Here is a 17,299-nt window from a genome sequence, read left to right as displayed (position 1 = left end):
CCCCATGTGAGAGTAGGTCATCGTCAAGATTAAATTCCGGAACCCCTATCTGCTGACGCAGGTAGGGGTTTTGTTTTAGTGCTTGAAAAACCTTCAAAAAGGATGACCTGCGGGTCATCCTTTTTTACATTCAGGTTGTCACGCCTCTGGTACCGGGCAGCTCAAATCCCCTTCCTTGCATTTGAGATAGGTCTTGAACGCCTCGATCCGTATCTTGGTCTGGGCCGTGATGCAGTTGTTGTGGATCAAGGGGTAGACGCTCCCACCCTCGACTCCAGAGGCGGAAAAACTGCACTCAGCGTCACGGAAGCTGATCCAGGCTCGTTGTGCCTTGACCAGCATTTGCCTGGTTTCGGGATTGTCCTTCAGGCGCGCGGTGATCTGCTGGTACAAACTGTTGAGTTCTTTGTCGGCGGCCTTGTTTTCCTGGGCGGCGCACTGGTTCATATCGCCTTGGGTCGTGGCATTGGCACAGTCGTCGGCGTGAGCGACGCTGAGAAAAAGCAGTGGCGTCATCGCCAGAAACAAGCGTGGGAACATGGTCGATCTCTCCTGGAAAAGCCGGGGGAGTTTACATCGCCCTTCACTGTTTTCACCTCAGCGGCGACGGTAAACAGCGGTCTGATACAACTTTCCGGTTGGCCTCGTGGTCTTACAAGCCTACTGTTGAACACAGGAGGTGACCCATGCATTCATCTGATCGCATTGAAAGAAAGATCCTGCTCAAGGCTCCGCGTTCCCATGTTTGGCGGGTCCTGGCCAATGCAGAGGCCTTTGGCCAATGGTTTGGCGTTGCCCTTGAAGGAAAGCGGTTTGTGGCAGGCGAGCGGACCCAGGGCCAGGTTACCTATCCAGGGTACGAACACCTCGTCTGGGACGTGTTGGTGGAGCGCGTGGAGCCTGAGCGGGTGTTCTCGTTCCGCTGGCACCCTTACGCAGTCGAGCCGCAGGTGGATTATTCCCAGGAGTCCGAAACACGCGTGCAGTTTGACCTGGAGGACATGGACGGCGGTACCCTGCTCAAAGTGGTGGAGTCTGGCTTTGGTAGCCTTCCAGAGGCGCGTCGACTCAAGGCCTTTCGCATGGATAGCCGTGGCTGGGACGAGCAGATGGCCAACATCGAGGCATTCCTGAGTAAAACCTGATTCCTTGCCGTTCGAAAACACGGATGCAAGGCTTTTCGTAAACCAGGTATAGCGAATGTCTTACACGCCTTGGCAGATATGTCTTCTATTGCACTTTGGATCCGACGCGTAATCTGGACTCATCCACTGAAGCACAGGGAGTGCTCAGGATCAGGGACGATCGACCTTGCAAGGATGGCTATCGACAGGAAGTCGTAATGGTCTTGGAAAAAACCCGCTTCGGCGGGTTTTTTTTCGCCTGCGAAAAAGTGCCCCTGCCATGGCAGGGGCAGGCCAGGGTCGGCAGGCATCAGACGCTATTGACCAGCGTCTGGGCGCGCAAACGAGCGATGTCCTTGCTTGGAGAGGCGCCAAAGAGACGGCTGTATTCCCGGCTGAATTGCGAAGGACTTTCGTAGCCCATCTTGTAGCCAATCGACGAAACGTCGCTGTTCTCCGCCAACAGCAGCCGTCGGGCTTCTTGCAGGCGTAGCTGTTTCTGGTATTGCAAGGGGCTCATGGCCGTCACGGCTTTGAAGCGATGATGCAGCGCCGACGGACTGAGGTTGATCATTTGTGCCAGGCTGTCGATGCTCAGCGGCTCGGCGTAATGAGTATTGAGCCACTCGATGGCGCGACTGATACGGTGGGTCTGGGTATCGGGAATGGCGATTTCGTGCAAGCGTCGCCCCTGGGCGCCGCGCAACAATCGGTAGAAAATTTCCTGCTGGGCCAAAGGTGCGAGCGTTGCAATATCGTCCGGGCTGTCCAACAGCCGTAGCAAGCGCAGCACTGCGTCAAGCAGCGACGTGTCGATGCGGTCCAGGAACAGTCCGCGATCAGCCCTCTCGGTCGGTAGGCTGAGGGTACGGTTTTCGGCGATCAGCCGGCAGATCTGTACAGGGTCGATGTCCAGGCGAATGCACAGATAGGGACGCTCGGGGCTGGCCTCGATCACTTGACCGGCCAGCGGTAGCGTCACCGAGACCACCAGGTAGTTGAGCGGGTCATACACGTAGCATTCATCTGCCAGGCGCACCTCCTTGCGTCCCTCGACGATGATGCACAGGCCAGGCTTGTGCACGGTGTGCAAGGCTTCGGTCGGCTGGTCGCAGCGGATCAGGTGCAAGACCTCGATAGCCGTGGAGTGGACACCAGACTCCGGTGCGAAGCGCATCATCAGGCTCGCCAGTTCCGCACGGCGCGGGCTGACGTCGTTATCAGGCGCGATGGGTAGGGACGTGGATACCGACATGCCGATCAATCTCCTTGCCAATTGAATGAACCGAGCTAGTAAAGCCGATTGCGCGGCGGGCGACCAGCGTCGGTTCGATCGCTACAGGATCGTGCAAGTGCGCAGGAGGATCCGGCTGACCACAATGGCGAGGGGATCAAACCCCTCGCCACAGGCTTATGGACCTATGATCTAGCGAGCTCCAGCCGCGCCGCGGCGCGTTGGGTGATCTGCGAGCGCACGCGGAACGACTCGGCGGCGCGTCGATGGGCTTCTTCCAAGATGCGCGTCGGCGCGGTGTCCGGGCTGCCTGCATTGAAGGGTGGGGCAGGGGCGTATTCGAGTTGCAGTTGGACCAGTTCGGCGGTGTCCTGATCGAACAGTTCGGCTGCCAGGGTCAAGGCAAAATCGATCCCCGCCGTGATGCCGCCACCGGTCAGCAGGTTGCCGTCGCGGACCACGCGATCCTTGACCGGTGTCGCGCCCAGGGTTTGCAGCAGGCTGTGATAGGCCCAATGGGTGGTGGCGCGCTTCCCCTGCAACAGGCCTGCCGCACCGAGCACCAGCGAACCGGTGCACACCGAAGTGATGTATTTCGCCTCGGCGGCCTGTCGCTTGAGGAAGGCGAGTGTCTGTTCGTCTTCCATCAAGGGGCCGACGCCGCTTCCGCCGGGGACACAGATCACGTCCAGTTTCGGGCAGTCGGCGAACGTGGTGGTGGGCAGCAGCACCAGCCCGGTGCTGGCGGTGATGGGGGCCAGGTCTTTCCAGATCAGGTGGACTTTCACATCCGGTAACGAAGCCAGCACGTCATAAGGGCCGGTGAGGTCCAACTGCTGGACCTGGGGAAATAACAACAAACCGATCTGCAGCGTCATGGCGTTTCTCCTGTGGATGGTGCCCGAGGGGTGGACGGTTTGACTTTAGGTCCGTAGGCTCTGGCGCATACGCCAATAAGCCCTCGAATCACGCCAATATGCCCAACTCACCGAAAACCATTCATGTACTGGCCTTCGCCAACGTGCAAGTGCTGGACGTCACCGGGCCCTTGCAGGTATTCGCGTCGGCCAACGACCTGGCCCGCCAGCAAGGCCTGCCGTTGCCCTACACGCCCAGGGTCATTGCCGCTGGGGGCGGGGCGGTGGTGTCTTCGGCGGGGTTGGCGCTGATGGCAGAGCCGCTGCCGAGCGAAGGCAGCGACACTTTGCTGATCGCCGGTGGCTGGGGCGTGTACGAAGCGGCGAAAGACCCGGCGCTGGTGGCGTGGGTCAAGGAGCATGGCTTGCGTTCGCGTCGGGTGGCCTCGGTGTGTACCGGGGCATTTCTGCTGGCGGCCAGCGGCTGGCTGGACGGGCGGCGCGTGGTGACCCATTGGACGCGCTGCGAACAACTGGCCGAGCAGCATCCGCAGTTGCGGGTCGAACCCAATCCGATCTTTATCAATGACGGTCCGGTCTGGACTTCGGCCGGGGTCACGGCCGGTATCGACCTGGCCCTGGCATTGGTAGAAGACGACCTGGGGCGCGCCATGGCCCTGGAGGTCGCCCGGCAGTTGGTGGTGTTCCTCAAGCGACCTGGTGGGCAATCGCAGTTCAGCGTGATGCTTTCACTGCAAAAACAGGGCAACCGTTTTGATGAGTTGCACGCCTGGATCGCCGAGAACCTCACCCAAGACCTGGGGCTGTCGAATCTGGCTGCCCAGGCGGGCATGAGCGAACGCAGCTTTGTCCGTCACTACCGCGCCGACACCGGCCAGACCCCGGCACGAGCGGTGGAATTGATTCGCGTGGAAACCGCCCGCCGGCTACTGGCCGACACCGCGCTCCCCATCAAGCGCGTGGCGGTGCAGTGCGGTTTCGGCAGTGAAGAGACCTTGCGCCGCAGTTTTCTGCGGGCGATGGGCGTGACCCCCCAGGCCTATCGTGAACGGTTTGCCGCTCTGTCTTGAGGCGGTTTGCGACATTGCCCGGTTACGCTCAGGCGGGTTCCTGATTCACGTATTTGGCCCGATCCGGGGTGAACGTGACGATCATGTTCGTGCTGGAGCAGGTGAGGGTGCGTTCCTGGGACAAGTCGATGTCCAGGTCTTCACCGCGCAGACCTTGCCATTGGGCGAGGTACTTGAGGCAACCGAATTTTTCGTTTTTCTTCAAGCTGCGGCTGACACCGCCTTTCCAGCCCAGCACCGGTAACTCACCGGCTTGGCAGCGTTGTGCCAGTTCGGGAAACTTCATCGCCCGCTCGCGGCCGATTTCCCAGCATTTGATCAGGCCCCGGTCCTGGGCTTCCCAGAGATCTTCCCGGGTCAGGCCTGTTCGAGGTGGGGTGGTGATGGGGCGTTTGATATGGGTCATACCGGATCCTTGAGTCGGGTTTTTGTCGGGCAGCTCCGCTGCACCCGTTGGAGCATCGATCTTAGGAGGGGTTTTCTGGGCTGGCAACTCGAAGCGGGGCGCGGCGATCAACGGACGAATTGCGGTGACAACTGCTGTGGCGAGGGAACAAGCTCCCTCGCCACAAAAGCAGCGTGCCTCCAGTGGCCTCTTACCAACCCCGACCCGAATTCACCCAGAAATTCACCGACAACGATGTGGACACCGACTCCACCGGGTGGAACCAGCCTTCAGGCAAAAACAACAGATCCCCAACCTCGAGCACCACCCGCACGAAGGTGCTCCCGCAAGGGGGGCGTCCCTGAATCCGGCGCCCATCCGATGGGCTACAGGAAAATCCTCAGAAACTTCCTACACTCACTCCATGCCTGTCGTCGTTTGACAGGCCCATGGACGGTTCGCTGTTCCCTCGTATTGGCAGTCTGAACCTCTTGGCCGGTCGCCCCTGACGGATTGTGCCGTCGGGGGGGCCGGTCGATCATGCCAAGCGAAACAACCAGATGATGCTGCTTCTACGCGCAGGCCTGGCGGTGCTGTTGCTGGGCTCATTGAGTGGGGTGCCACGGGTTGACGCGGCGCCCGAGTCGCTGCAGGTGCTCGGGCGCTCCGACGTGGGCGACTATTCCGTGTCCCTGGACTCGGCCGACTGGGCCTGGTTGCGTGGCAAAGGCACCTTGCTGCTGGGCGCCTCGGCACCGGACTACGCGCCTTTCAGCATCACCGGCAACGGTCGCGACTACGAAGGCCTGACCGCCGATTACGCGCAACTGCTGGGGCAGCTTTTGCACGTCCAGATCGAGGTGCGGCGCTATCCGTCGCGCACCGAATCGCTCCAGGCCTTGCGCGGCGCCGAGATCGATCTGCTCGGCACCGCCAACGGCTTCGAGGCCGCCGAGCCGGGCCTGGCGATGTCCCAGGCCTACGCCGATGACTTGCCCACCCTGGTGGCCCGCGTCGACGACAGCCAGGACTTGCCGGCGGACCTGGCGGGCAAGCGTGTGGCGATGCTGTATCACTATCTGCCACCGGACACGGTCAAGGCTTTTTATCCCGACGCGACCTTGCAACTGTACCCTTCGACCCTGAGCGCCATCGGTGCCGTGGCGTTCGGCCAGGCTGACGTCTACCTGGGGGATTCGATCAGTGCCAACTACCTGATCAGCAAGAATTACCTGAACAACATCCAACTGGCGGACTTCTCGCGCATGGAGGTGCAGCCATTCGCCTTCGCGGTCAGTCGCGACAATGGGCGCCTGCTGCGTATCGTCAACGCCGCGCTGCAAGCCATTCCCGCCAGCGAACGCATGAGCATCCTGCGGCGCTGGAGCGCCGGCGGCGCGAGCATGCCGGGCCGGCAAACGGTGCATTTCAGTGTCCGCGAGCAACGCTGGCTGGATGCTCATCCGCGGATCAAAGTGGCGGTCAACGAAAACTTCCTGCCGCTGACGTTCTTCGACGAGCAAGGCCAATTGCGCGGCATCGGCGCCGATGTGTTGGCGAGGATCAGCTTGCGCACCGGTCTGAAATTCGATGTGCAACGTGGCGATTCGGTGGATGACCTGATCGGCCAGATCAAGAGCGGCAAGGCTGATGTCCTCGCCACCGCCATCCCCAGCGCCGAACTCGAAAGCGAGTTGCGCTTTACCCGACCGTATCTGACGAACCCGTTCGTGTTGGTGCTGCCGGTCAGGGCCAAGGCGCCGCTTACCCTGGATCAGATGGCCGGCCAGCGCCTGGCGCTGGTGCGTGGCAACGTATTGCGTGAGTTTTTGCTGGAGCAGTTCCCCCGCGTGCAGTTGGTGACAGCACAGAACGGGGCCGACGCCATGGCGATGGTGGCGTCTGGCGCGGCGGATGCGGCGATCAATCCGCTGATCAGCGCCCGCTATATGATCTCTCGCCAATACCGTGACACGTTACAGATCACCAGCACCGTGGGCACCGTGCCGGCGCGCGTTGCCTTGGCGACGAACCGCGGGGCGCTGGAGCTTTACTCCATTCTGGACAAAGCGCTGTTGAGCATTTCGCCCGAGGAAATGGACGAGCTGACCAATCGCTGGCGCAGCGAGGTGGTGATCGACAACAGTTACTGGCTGCGCAACCGCACCACGATCCTGCAAGGGTTTGCCGTCGCCGCGTTGCTGTTGCTGGTGACCTTGGGCTGGGTCATGTATTTGCGGCGCCTGCTGGAGCAATTGCGGCTCGCCAAGGAAAGCGCCGACGACGCCAATCGGGCCAAGACCACTTTCGTGGCGACCATGAGCCATGAGATCCGCACGCCGATGAATGCGGTCATCGGCATGCTGGAACTGGCGTTGAAAAAAGCTGACCAGGGCATCGTCGACCGGTCCGCCATCGAAGTCGCGTCGGGTGCTGCCCATGGCATGCTCGACTTGATCGGCGACATCCTCGACATCGCCCGCATCGAGTCGGGCCGGCTGTCATTGACGCCGGAGCGGGCCAACCTCAAGGCACTGGTGGAATCGGTGGCGCGGATCTTCGAAGGCCTGGCCCGGCAAAAGCACCTGGGCCTGACGCTGGCGCTGGACGCCGCGATCGACCGCGACGTGTCGATCGATCCCTTGCGCTTCAAGCAGATCGTGTCGAACCTGCTGAGCAACGCCATCAAGTTCACCGAGCAGGGCCAGGTGCGCCTGAGTGTGCGTGGCGAGCCGGATCCCGGGCACGTGCATCTGGGCATTCGCCTGCGGGTCGAGGACACTGGCTGCGGTATTTCGGCTGAGGACCAGCGTCGCCTGTTCAGCCCCTTTACCCAGGCCAGCCACGGCGCTCAGTCGGCGCGCAGCGGTTCCGGGCTGGGGTTGGTCATCAGCCGCACCTTGTGCGAAATGATGGGCGGCACCCTGACATTGCACAGCGAGCCGGGGGAGGGCACCCAGGTCGAGATCCTGCTGAACCTGCCGGTGCTCGATGCGCTGCCGCCGGCTTCGCCTGGCGAGGACGAGACGCGGCCGCCGGGCCCGGTGCTGAGGATCCTGGTGGTCGATGATTACCCGGCCAACCGTCTGCTGCTGTCCCGGCAACTGGGTTACCTGGGGCACCGTGTCGAGGAGGCGCAGAACGGTGTCGAAGGCCTCCGGGCCTGGCGCAGCGAACCCTTCGACGTGGTGATTACCGACTGCAACATGCCTTTGATGAGTGGCTATGAACTGGCCCGCGCCATTCGCGCCGAGGAGCGTGCCCGCCAGTGGTCGCCCGGGGTGATCCTGGGGTTCACGGCCAACGCCCAGCCCGAGGAAAAGGTGCGCTGCGCCGACGCCGGGATGGACGATTGCCTGTTCAAGCCCATCAGCCTCGAAGCGCTCCATGATCGCCTGGCTTCGGTCACGCCACACAACACGACGCCCCCGTCTAGCGACGACCTCGATTTGAGCAGCCTGCAACAACTGACCGGCGATGACCCGAACGCCCTCAGGCAACTGCTGGAAGAACTGCTCGACAGCAATGCCGAAGATCAAGCGCGACTGCTGCGTTTGTCTTCCCAGCAAGACTTGCCTGGCCTGGCGGACCTGGCGCACCGGATCAAGGGCGGCGCACGCATCATCGACGCGCAACGCCTGGTCGCCGCCTGCGAGGCGTTGGAAAACGCTTGCCGGGGAGGTAACGCGGTGCAACTCGCCGAACCCGTGGAAGTCCTTCGCCAAGCCATGGAGCAATTGAGCGATGGACTCAAGCCCCATGTGGCGAAGGCGCGTGCTCCCGCCAGACCGCGAAGCGGTCCCCTCGGATCCTCGCACAGATGAATTCCCTCCATGTAAGGGCTGTGTCTGTCCATATTTTCGGAATAGTCCTACATCGTCTTTCAAACGCTTCCTCTAGCCTGACGGCCCTTAATGTTCTTGAGCCGCTCCTTACCTGGCGCGTTGCTATTGGAAAGCTTGCCATGTCGAACAAAGCACTCCGTATCCTGATTGCCGATCCAGACCATGCCCATCGAATCGTGCTGGAGCGTCTGCTCAATCAGCTGGGTTATTTCCGGATCGTCCCCGTGAGCCATGTGCACGAGTTGCTGAAGCTGGTGGAGTACGGTAGCGAACCGTTCGACCTGGTGCTCATCAACGCCGGGCTGGCAAACGGGGCGCTGGATCTCCAGGATTTTGCTGCCTACAGCCCACAGGTTTGTCACGGGCTGGTCTACAACGCTCAACCGGTCGGTCTATCGCCGGTGCCCGTCACCCGTCGTTCGAGCGTGCACCTGAGCCAGGCACCCTTGCCTGATCTCGTGTCACTCAAGCGCCTGATGACGCAGGTTGACCCTCTGGCCAGTGAGTCGCTGCAACCGTGGGAGCGCCCCCTCCGGCAGGGCCATGGGCGCTGAGATTGACCGTCGGTCGGCACTGTCGGATCAGACAGGTGGCATGGCCTGGCGTTTGTGCAAGAGTCCGGTGCAGTCATGGCACCGGTGCCGTTTGTTTTGACCTGGGGAATTGCCTTGAAAGACGTATTGATCGTGGACGACCACCCTGTCATCCGAGGAGCGCTGCGGCTCGTTTGCCAGACCGAGGGGTTCAGCCACATCAGGGACGCCAACGGCGTGGCCGAAGCCCGGACGTTCATCAAGGAGAGCATGCCCGACCTGGTCATCCTCGACCTGGTGATGAACGGTTTCGATGGCCTGGACCTGTTGGTCTGGATCATGGCCCAGTATCCCGAGTGCAGTGTGCTGGTGTTCACCTCCCAGGACGCGCAGCACTTCTGCAACCGCTGCATCTCGGCCGGAGCCCGTGGGTTCGTGACCAAGAAAAGCGATCTCAAGGAACTGACCAAGGCCATCCAGGCGTTGAAGTCCGGTTACGCTTATTTCCCCCAAGTGTCCGTCAGGCTGGATTTCCAGCAGCGCAGCGAACAGCAGGCCCTGGAAAGCCTTTCCACCCGCGAGCTGTCCATCCTGCGCATGCTGGCCATGGGCATGCGCGGCAAGGACATCGCCGAAAACCTGTTCCTGAGCCCAAAGACTGTCAGTACCTACAAGACCCGCCTGTTGGAAAAGCTAGGCCTGCAGTCCTTGGTGGGGCTGTCGGAGTTTGCCAAGCGCAATCATCTTTGAACGGGTTCCCGCACCGGTCTCATTGTTCCTTCAATAGAACGCTAAGGCCGGTTTTTGCCGTCTAGCGCTATAAACCGCTCGGTTTTAAGCTGTGTCCATCCTTGCAACACCTGATTTGGAGACACAGCATGAAAAACATTATCGGCCTCTACACTAGCCCGCGGCCCCATTGGGTGGGTGACGGTTTCCCGGTTCGTACGCTGTTTTCCTACGACAACCTGGGCAAGCACATCAGTCCGTTCCTGCTGCTGGACCACGCCGCTCCCACGGAATTCACACCGACCACCGAGCGGCGTGGTGTCGGCCAGCACCCTCATCGTGGTTTCGAAACGGTGACCATCGTCTACCAGGGCGAGCTGGAACATCGGGATTCCACCGGCAGCGGTGGCAAGATCGGTCCTGGCGACGTGCAGTGGATGACCGCCGCTTCCGGAATCATCCACGAAGAGTTCCATTCCCAAGCCTTCGCCCGGCAGGGTGGGGTCATGGAAATGGTGCAGCTGTGGGTCAACCTGCCGGCCAAGGACAAAATGGCCCCGGCCGGCTACCAGACGATCCTCAAGGACGACATCCCGAACATCGCGCTGAAAAACGACGCCGGCAGCCTGCGCCTGATCGCCGGGACCTTCGACGGGCATCGAGGCCCGGCGAAGACCTTCACGCCCATCGACGTCTGGGACATCCGCTTGAAGGGCGGGAAAGACCTTACCCTGGACCTGCACGAGGGCCGCAACACGGCCCTGGTGGTGCTGCGCGGTTCGGTCCAGGCCAATGGTCGCGAGCGTGTCGAGGCCGGACAACTGGCGCTGTTCGACCGGGCGGGTGACCAGGTGTGCCTGCAAGCCGACAACGACGCGGTGGTGCTGTTGCTCAGCGGCGAGCCCATCGACGAACCCATCGTCGGCCATGGCCCGTTCGTGATGAACAGCGAACAGGAAATCCACCAGGCCTTCAGCGATTTCCATTCCGGGCGCTTTGGCCGGATGGACGACTGATCACTTACTGGGCAGTCATCCAACGTCCTTGTGGGATCTTTCACCGGGGATCCGCGGCGATCTCTACAGCCGGTCCAATCTGTGCCAATCTTCGCCCATGGTCCTCCTGGAGTTGTCCCGATGCTGTCTCTGATTTCCGAGCACCCGCTGCTCTGTTCCCTGGCGCTGCTGGTGCTTGACTTCGTGATGTGGCGGCTGGTCAGCGCGGAGCGGGTCTATTGGAAGATCGGCGCGCGACTGGTGATTTTTTCGTTGTTCAGCGCATTGCTGTTCAACGAAGGGCTCAACCCCATGGAGCCGGCGCAGTGGGTCGATGACGTGCCGCGACACTTGGCCGCCACAGGGTTGCAGATTGCCTGGTGGCTGTTCGCCGCGCGCACCCTGACGGTGCTGATCGGTGCGGCGATGATGCAGCGGGTCGGTCATACCGGGCGGTTGCTGCAGGACCTGCTCGGCGCGGTGATTTTCCTGATCGCCATCATCGCCGCCCTGGCCTATGTGCTGGACCTGCCGGTCAAGGGGGTATTGGCGACGTCCGGGGCGATGGCGATCATCGTTGGCCTCGCGCTGCAAAGTACCCTCAGCGATGTGTTCTCCGGCATCGTGCTCAACACCACCAAGCCTTATCAGCTCGATGACTGGATTTCCATCGACGGAACCGAAGGCCGGGTCACCGACATCGACTGGCGCGCCACACGCTTGCAGACCGCCCAGGGCAGCATGGCGGTGATCCCCAACTCCCTGGCGGCGAAGGCCAAGGTCATCAATTTCAGTCGGCCCAGCGATGTGCATGGGCTGTCCATCAGCGTCCATGTCAGCCCCCATGCGCGACCGCAGAAGGTGATCGAAGCATTGGAGCGGGCGATGATCGGTTGCCGCGCCTTGCTGGCCAGCCCGGTGCCGAGCGTGACGCTCAAAAGTTGTGACAGTGACGGTGCGCAATACGAGATCAACGGATTCGTCGCGTCCATGAGCCAGAAGCGCGAGGTGCGCAACCAACTGTTCGACCTGGCGTTCCGGCACTTGCGGGCTTCGGGCGTGAGCTTGTTGTCCAGCAGTGAAAATTCTGCCCCCAGTGGTGTCTCGCGGCCCCGGGCATTGCTGGAAAGCTCGAGTATTTTCTCCACCTTGCGCCAGGAAGAGAAAGACACCTTCAGCCAGAACATGACCCTGCAAACCTTCCGCGCCGGCGACGTGATCCTGGCTGCCGGGGAAGTCAGCGATCATCTGTTCATCATCGAGTCCGGCGTGGTCAGCGCGAGCCTGGTGCGTAACGGCCAGACACTCGAGGGCGGGCGGATGGGGCCGGGGGAGGTGATTGGCGAGGCGGGAATCCTGTCCGACCAGGCCGCGCTGGCGAATTTTTCCGCCAAGACGTTCTGCACGTTGTATCGCATCGAGAAAAGCTACCTCAAGCCTTGCCTCGAAGCCCGGCGCGACATCAACGACGCCATGAAGAATTTGCTGGACGTGCGCATGCACCTGGCCCAGAACCTGATCCGCGAAGTGCCCCAGCCGGTGGTCAAGAAGCGGTTCCTGCAATGGCTGCGCAGCCGCGCCTGATTGAAGAACTCATGGTTCCCTGTGGCGAGGGAGCAAGAGTCTCTCGCTTCCCCGCCTGCTTCCACCGGCCTGCCATTGGCCACCCGAACTTCCCAACAATTGGCTATTTGTATGGCGCCAGCCCGGGGCTAACGTAACGCCACACCCAATTGTCCTGGAGTTCAGCATGCAACCGCGTATCGATTTCTACACCGCTTCCCCTGATGCCTTCAAAGCCATGTTGGCCCTGGAAACCGCCGTCTCCAAACTGGGCCTGGAAAAGTCCCTGCTGGAATTGGTCAAGCTGCGTTCTTCGCAAATCAATGGCTGTGCCTTCTGCATCGATATGCACACCGCCGATGCGCGCAAGGACGGCGAAACCGAGCGCCGCCTCTACGCCGTGACCGCCTGGCGCGAAGCGCCGTTCTTCACCGGTCGCGAACGCGCCGCGCTGGCCTGGACCGAAGCGCTGACCCGCATCAGCGATACCCACGCCCCGGACGCTGACTACGCGCTGTTGAGCGAGCATTTCAATCCCAAGGAAATGGTTGACCTGACCGTGGCGATCAACGCGATCAACGGCTGGAATCGCCTGGCGGTAGGCTTTCGCAAGATGCCGGAGGCGTGATCGGGAAACAAAAAAAAGTGAAAACCAGTGGTCTGTGAAAAGCCTGTGGAAGCGAGCTTGCTCGCTTCCACAAAGATTTATCCTCAGCTCCAGCGCTTCGGACGACAGGCACTGTAATCCGTTTGCTTCGTATTAATAGGAAGCATTACTATTCACGCCTCGTTCCCATAGCGCGCCGTGATGACCCCCAAGCTGCCCCGCAGACCCGGCTTTTTCGAGCATTACGAAGAGTTGATCGGCACCTGGACCCGTCGCCTGCGCAGTCGCCAGCAGGCGGAGGACCTGGCCCACGATACCTTCGTGCGGGTGCTCGAAGCCGATTCGGCGCAGGTCGAGCAGCCGCGGGCGTATCTGCATCAGACGGCACGCAATATTGCGGTGGATGGCTATCGGCGCGAAGATCGGCGGGGCGCCTTGGAGGAGGCGGTCGTTGACCCTGATCCGTCGTCTTCGGACGACCCGGAGCACTTCATGCATGCGATCCAACTGGCGGACTCCATCGAGCGGGCGCTCGCCGAGTTGCCGGCCAATTGCCGCACGGTGTTTGTCTGGCAGAAGATCGAAGGCCTGACCCAGGCCGAAATCGCCGAGCGCCTGGGCCTGTCAAAAAACATGGTGGAAAAGTATATGATCCGCACCCTGCGGCATCTGCGCGACCGCCTGGATGGGCCTGGTCAATGAGCCGCCGTCATCTTCCACCTGAGCCACAGGACCTTCCATGATGGATAGCCGTGAATGCCCGTGCGGGCAGGACAGGGTTCGCGACGCGGCGGCCCAGTGGTTCGTGCGCTTGCAAGCCCCGGTCATGGCTGTCGATGAGCGCCAGCGTTTCGAGGCCTGGCTGGCTGAACATCCCAACCATCGCGACGAGATTCAGTTGCTGCAAGGGATCTGGAGCGCTGCCGACCTGGTGCCCAAGGCGCGTTTGCAAGCGCTGTGCGAGCCGCCCGCCGAACGCCCCCGACGCCGGCCGCTGTTGCGCTACGCCGTGGCCGCCGGGTTGCTGGCGGTGACGGTCGGCCTCGGGTTGTTCAGTGGCCTGGGCGATTCCTCCGACTACAGCGGCGAATTCGCCGCGGTGTTTGGCGAGCGCCGGCACATCGGCTTGCCGGACGGCTCGGTGATCGACCTCAACAGCCGCAGCCGGGTGCGTGTTCAATTCGATGCGCAGCAACGGCGGGTGGCGTTGATCGAGGGCGAGGCGTTGTTCAGCGTCGAGCACGACACCGCTCGGCCATTTACTGTCGAGGCAGGCAGCGGCCGGGTGACGGTGACCGGGACGCGCTTCGATGTGCGTCGCGATGCCGACAGCACCCGTGTGGCGGTGGAGCGGGGCAGCGTTCGGGTCCAGGGGCGCGACGTGCCCGTCGACCTGAGCGCAGGCCTCGGCACCCGGATCGACGCCCAGGGCAAGGTGGCCGTGCCCTATGCGATCAACGCCGATGCGCTCACGGCCTGGCGCACCGGCAAGCTGGTGTTCAACAACGCGCCCTTGAGCGAAGTGGTCGAAGAGGTGTCGCGTTATCGGGCCAAACCGTTGCGAATCGGCAGCGCGGCGGTGGGCAGTTTGCGCCTGAGCAGTGTGTTTCGCATAGACGACCCCGAGTCGCTGCTCAAGGCCTTGCCCAACATCCTGCCGGTGGCCGTGCGTACCCTCGATGACGGCAGCCAGGAAATAATTGCGCGATAGATTCAGGTTTTTTTCGAGTTCTTCGTCTTCTTGTTCAACTGCAACTGGTTTGCATTAACAGACGCGTATTCTTGCGATCAACAGGACAAGGTTCGACGTGAAAAAAACCGCCAAAACCAACAACCGTACCCCGGCACGCTGGCTGCCCCTGGCCTTGACCTTGGCCGTCAGCGCCGCATTGCCCCAGGCGTTTGCCGACCAGGCTGCCACCGCGATTCACATCCAGGCGCAACCGCTGGGCCAGGCCTTGAGCCAGCTCGGCCAGCAGACCTCGTTGCAGGTGTTCTTCAGCCCCGACCTGGTGGCCGGCAAACAAGCCCCGGCGGTGGACGGCAATCTGTCTCCGGAAGCTGCCTTGCGCCAACTGCTGCAAGGTAGCGGCTTGCAGTACCAGATCGACGAAGGTTCGGTGACCTTACTACCGGCGCCATCGGCCCCTGCCGCTGGCCCGTTGGAGCTGGGGGCCACTGAAATCCAGGTGGTCGGCGACTGGCTCGGCGATGCCAACGCCGAAGTGGTGCAGAACCACCCCGGCGCGCGCACGGTGATCCGCCGCGAAGCGATGGTGGAGCAGGGCGCCATGAACGTCGGCGACGTGCTGCGGCGTATGCCGGGTGTGCAGGTGCAGGACGCCAACGGCACCGGCGGCAGCGACATTTCCCTGAACGTCGGCGTGCGCGGCCTCACCTCGCGCCTGTCGCCACGCTCTACAGTGTTGATCGACGGTGTGCCGGCGGCATTCGCGCCCTATGGTCAGCCGCAACTGTCCATGGCGCCGATTTCCTCGGGTAACCTGGACAGCATCGACGTGGTGCGCGGCGCCGGCTCCGTGCGCTACGGACCGCAGAACGTCGGCGGGGTGATCAACTTCGTGACCCGCGCGATTCCGGAAAAAACCACCGGCGAAATCGGCAGCACCCTGGAAACCTCCCAGCGTGGCGGCTGGAAGCACATCGACACGGCGTTCCTCGGCGGCACCGCCGACAACGGCCTGGGCGTCGCGCTGTTGTATTCTGGCGTCAACGGCAATGGGTATCGCCAGAGCAACAACGGCAACGACATCGAGGACGTCATTCTCAAGACCCATTGGGCGCCGACCGACGTCGACGATTTCTCGCTGAACTTTCATTACTACGACGCCAAGGCCGACATGCCCGGCGGCCTGACCCAGGCGCAATACGACGCCGATCCGTACCAGTCCGACCGCGACTGGGACAATTTCAGCGGTCGGCGCAAGGACGTGTCGTTCAAATGGATCCGCGAGATCAGCGAGCGCACCCAGGCCGAAGTGTTGACCTATTACTCCGACAGCTACCGTGGTAGCACCATCGCCTCCCGCGACCAGCGCAACCTGGTGTCCTACCCTCGCACGTATTACACCTTCGGCATCGAGCCGCGGGTGTCCCATGTATTCGACCTGGGGGCCACCACCCAGGAGGCCAGCGTGGGCTATCGCTACCTCAAGGAAGGCATGCACGAAGAAGCCAGCCGCCTGGCGCTGCGGGATAACCAGCCAGTGGTGCGACCGGGTTCCGACGGCCATGTCTACCAGGACCGTACCGGCGGCACCGAAGCCCACGCGGTCTACATCGACGACAAGATCGACGTCGGCAAATGGACCATCACCCCCGGCATTCGCTTCGAAAGCATCAGTACCGAATGGCACGACCGCCCGGTGCTCGACACCGCTGGCATCCCCGTGCAGGAAAAACGCCGCAGCATCGACAGCAACGAACCGCTGCCGGCCCTGAGCGTGATGTATCACCTGTCCGACGCCTGGAAACTGTTCGCCAACTACGAGACATCGTTCGGCAGCTTGCAGTACTTCCAGCTTGGCCAGGGCGGCGACGGCAACAACACCGCCAACGGCTTGAGCCCGGAGAAGGCCAAGACCTACGAGATCGGTACACGCTACAACGACGACGTGTGGGGCGGGGAAGTGACGCTGTTCTACATCGACTTCGACGACGAGTTGCAATACATCAGCAACGACGTGGGCTGGACCAACATGGGCGCGACCAAACACCAGGGCCTGGAGGCTTCGGTGCACTACGACATGGCCGCGCTCGATCCACGCCTCGAAGGTCTCACCGCCAATGCCGGTTTTACCTACACCCGCGCGACTTACGAAGGCCAGATCCCGAGCTTCCAGGGGCGTGACCTGCCGTTCTATTCCCGTCAGGTGGCGAACGTGGGCCTGCGCTACGACGTCAACCGCTGGACCTACAATCTCGACGCCTTCGCCCAGTCCAAGCAGCGTTCACCCGGCAACAGCGTGAATGCCGATGGCAGCTTCACAGGCGACTACATCACCGACGGCAGCGCCGATGGGCAGTACGGTGACATGCCGGGCTACGTGCTGTGGAACGTGCGCGCCGGCTATGACTTCGGGGAGCAACTGTCGAACCTGAAAGTCGGCGCCGGGGTGAAGAACCTGTTCGACCATCAGTACTACACCCGCTCCAGCGACAACAACTCGGGTATCTACGTCGGCGCGCCGCGGACGTTCTTTGTGCAGGCGAGTGTGGGGTTCTGATCGGGCCAAGGATTGAGCGAGCTTTACGCTGTGGGAGCAAAGCTTGCTCGCGATGCAGACACCTCGGTCTCAAAAGGACCGCGTCATCT

At 62.0% G+C, this 17,299-nt stretch carries 15 protein-coding genes and 1 pseudogene; 11 read left to right on the top strand and 5 right to left on the bottom strand.

The window, feature by feature from the left end; genetic code table 11:
- Positions 1-138: 138 nt before the first annotated feature.
- A complete protein-coding gene (locus N4Q37_RS23035; protein ID WP_260961963.1) occupies positions 139-540 on the bottom strand; it encodes a lysozyme inhibitor LprI family protein in 402 nt (133 codons plus the stop codon).
- Between the two features lie 146 nt (positions 541-686).
- Between N4Q37_RS23035 and N4Q37_RS23030 the strand changes: the two genes are divergently transcribed.
- On the top strand, positions 687-1,145 hold the full coding sequence (locus tag N4Q37_RS23030; protein ID WP_260961957.1) for an SRPBCC family protein: 459 nt from the start codon (positions 687-689) through the stop codon (positions 1,143-1,145).
- Between the two features lie 289 nt (positions 1,146-1,434).
- On the opposite strand, the gene N4Q37_RS23025 is transcribed toward N4Q37_RS23030, so the two are convergent.
- The gene (locus N4Q37_RS23025; protein ID WP_260961956.1) at positions 1,435-2,379 is read right to left on the bottom strand and encodes an AraC family transcriptional regulator; all 945 of its coding nucleotides are present in this window, start codon (positions 2,377-2,379) and stop codon (positions 1,435-1,437) included.
- Between the two features lie 164 nt (positions 2,380-2,543).
- Positions 2,544-3,236: an isonitrile hydratase gene (gene inhA / locus N4Q37_RS23020; protein WP_260961954.1), complete on the bottom strand. Its 693-nt coding sequence runs from the start codon at positions 3,234-3,236 to the stop codon at positions 2,544-2,546.
- A 98-nt stretch (positions 3,237-3,334) separates the two neighbouring features.
- Between inhA and N4Q37_RS23015 the strand changes: the two genes are divergently transcribed.
- Complete coding sequence (locus N4Q37_RS23015) at positions 3,335-4,306, top strand: GlxA family transcriptional regulator (protein ID WP_260961953.1); 972 nt, start codon at positions 3,335-3,337, stop codon at positions 4,304-4,306.
- Positions 4,307-4,334: 28 nt separating this feature from the next.
- Here N4Q37_RS23015 and N4Q37_RS23010 read toward each other — a convergent pair whose 3' ends face one another.
- Entirely contained in the window at positions 4,335-4,712 is a 378-nt protein-coding gene (locus N4Q37_RS23010; RefSeq protein ID WP_260961952.1) for a hypothetical protein, read from the bottom strand.
- Positions 4,713-4,902: 190 nt separating this feature from the next.
- A pseudogene (locus N4Q37_RS23005) lies at positions 4,903-5,031 on the bottom strand (cupin-like domain-containing protein); the annotation flags it as partial.
- Between the two features lie 220 nt (positions 5,032-5,251).
- Here N4Q37_RS23005 and N4Q37_RS23000 point away from each other — a divergent pair.
- The 9 genes from N4Q37_RS23000 to N4Q37_RS22960 all read left to right on the top strand — a co-directional run bounded on the left by N4Q37_RS23000 (position 5,252) and on the right by N4Q37_RS22960 (position 17,210).
- The gene (locus N4Q37_RS23000) at positions 5,252-8,515 is read left to right on the top strand and encodes an ATP-binding protein (RefSeq protein WP_260961951.1); all 3,264 of its coding nucleotides are present in this window, start codon (positions 5,252-5,254) and stop codon (positions 8,513-8,515) included.
- Positions 8,516-8,655: 140 nt separating this feature from the next.
- A complete protein-coding gene (locus N4Q37_RS22995) occupies positions 8,656-9,090 on the top strand; it encodes a response regulator (protein WP_260961950.1) in 435 nt (144 codons plus the stop codon).
- Positions 9,091-9,204: 114 nt separating this feature from the next.
- Positions 9,205-9,819 (top strand): response regulator transcription factor, encoded by a 615-nt coding sequence (locus N4Q37_RS22990; RefSeq protein WP_260961949.1) that lies wholly within the window; start codon positions 9,205-9,207, stop codon positions 9,817-9,819.
- A gap of 128 nt (positions 9,820-9,947) precedes the next feature.
- Positions 9,948-10,814: a pirin family protein gene (locus tag N4Q37_RS22985; protein ID WP_260961948.1), complete on the top strand. Its 867-nt coding sequence runs from the start codon at positions 9,948-9,950 to the stop codon at positions 10,812-10,814.
- A 120-nt stretch (positions 10,815-10,934) separates the two neighbouring features.
- On the top strand, positions 10,935-12,377 hold the full coding sequence (locus N4Q37_RS22980; RefSeq protein WP_260961947.1) for a mechanosensitive ion channel family protein: 1,443 nt from the start codon (positions 10,935-10,937) through the stop codon (positions 12,375-12,377).
- Positions 12,378-12,543: 166 nt separating this feature from the next.
- On the top strand, positions 12,544-12,984 hold the full coding sequence (locus N4Q37_RS22975) for a carboxymuconolactone decarboxylase family protein (RefSeq protein ID WP_260961946.1): 441 nt from the start codon (positions 12,544-12,546) through the stop codon (positions 12,982-12,984).
- Positions 12,985-13,164: 180 nt separating this feature from the next.
- Entirely contained in the window at positions 13,165-13,665 is a 501-nt protein-coding gene (locus N4Q37_RS22970; protein ID WP_260961945.1) for a sigma-70 family RNA polymerase sigma factor, read from the top strand.
- 37 nt (positions 13,666-13,702) lie between these two features.
- Complete coding sequence (locus N4Q37_RS22965; protein ID WP_260961944.1) at positions 13,703-14,674, top strand: FecR family protein; 972 nt, start codon at positions 13,703-13,705, stop codon at positions 14,672-14,674.
- A 97-nt stretch (positions 14,675-14,771) separates the two neighbouring features.
- Positions 14,772-17,210, top strand: coding sequence for a TonB-dependent siderophore receptor (locus tag N4Q37_RS22960; protein ID WP_260961942.1), 2,439 nt, complete (start codon positions 14,772-14,774; stop codon positions 17,208-17,210).
- The last annotated feature ends 89 nt before the right edge of the window (positions 17,211-17,299 follow it).

The sequence above is a fragment of the Pseudomonas citri genome (genome assembly GCF_025336485.1).
Lineage (GTDB): Bacteria > Pseudomonadota > Gammaproteobacteria > Pseudomonadales > Pseudomonadaceae > Aquipseudomonas > Aquipseudomonas citri.
The sequence above is the reverse complement of the archived record's forward strand: the minus strand, read 5'-3'. Positions and strand labels throughout refer to the sequence as shown.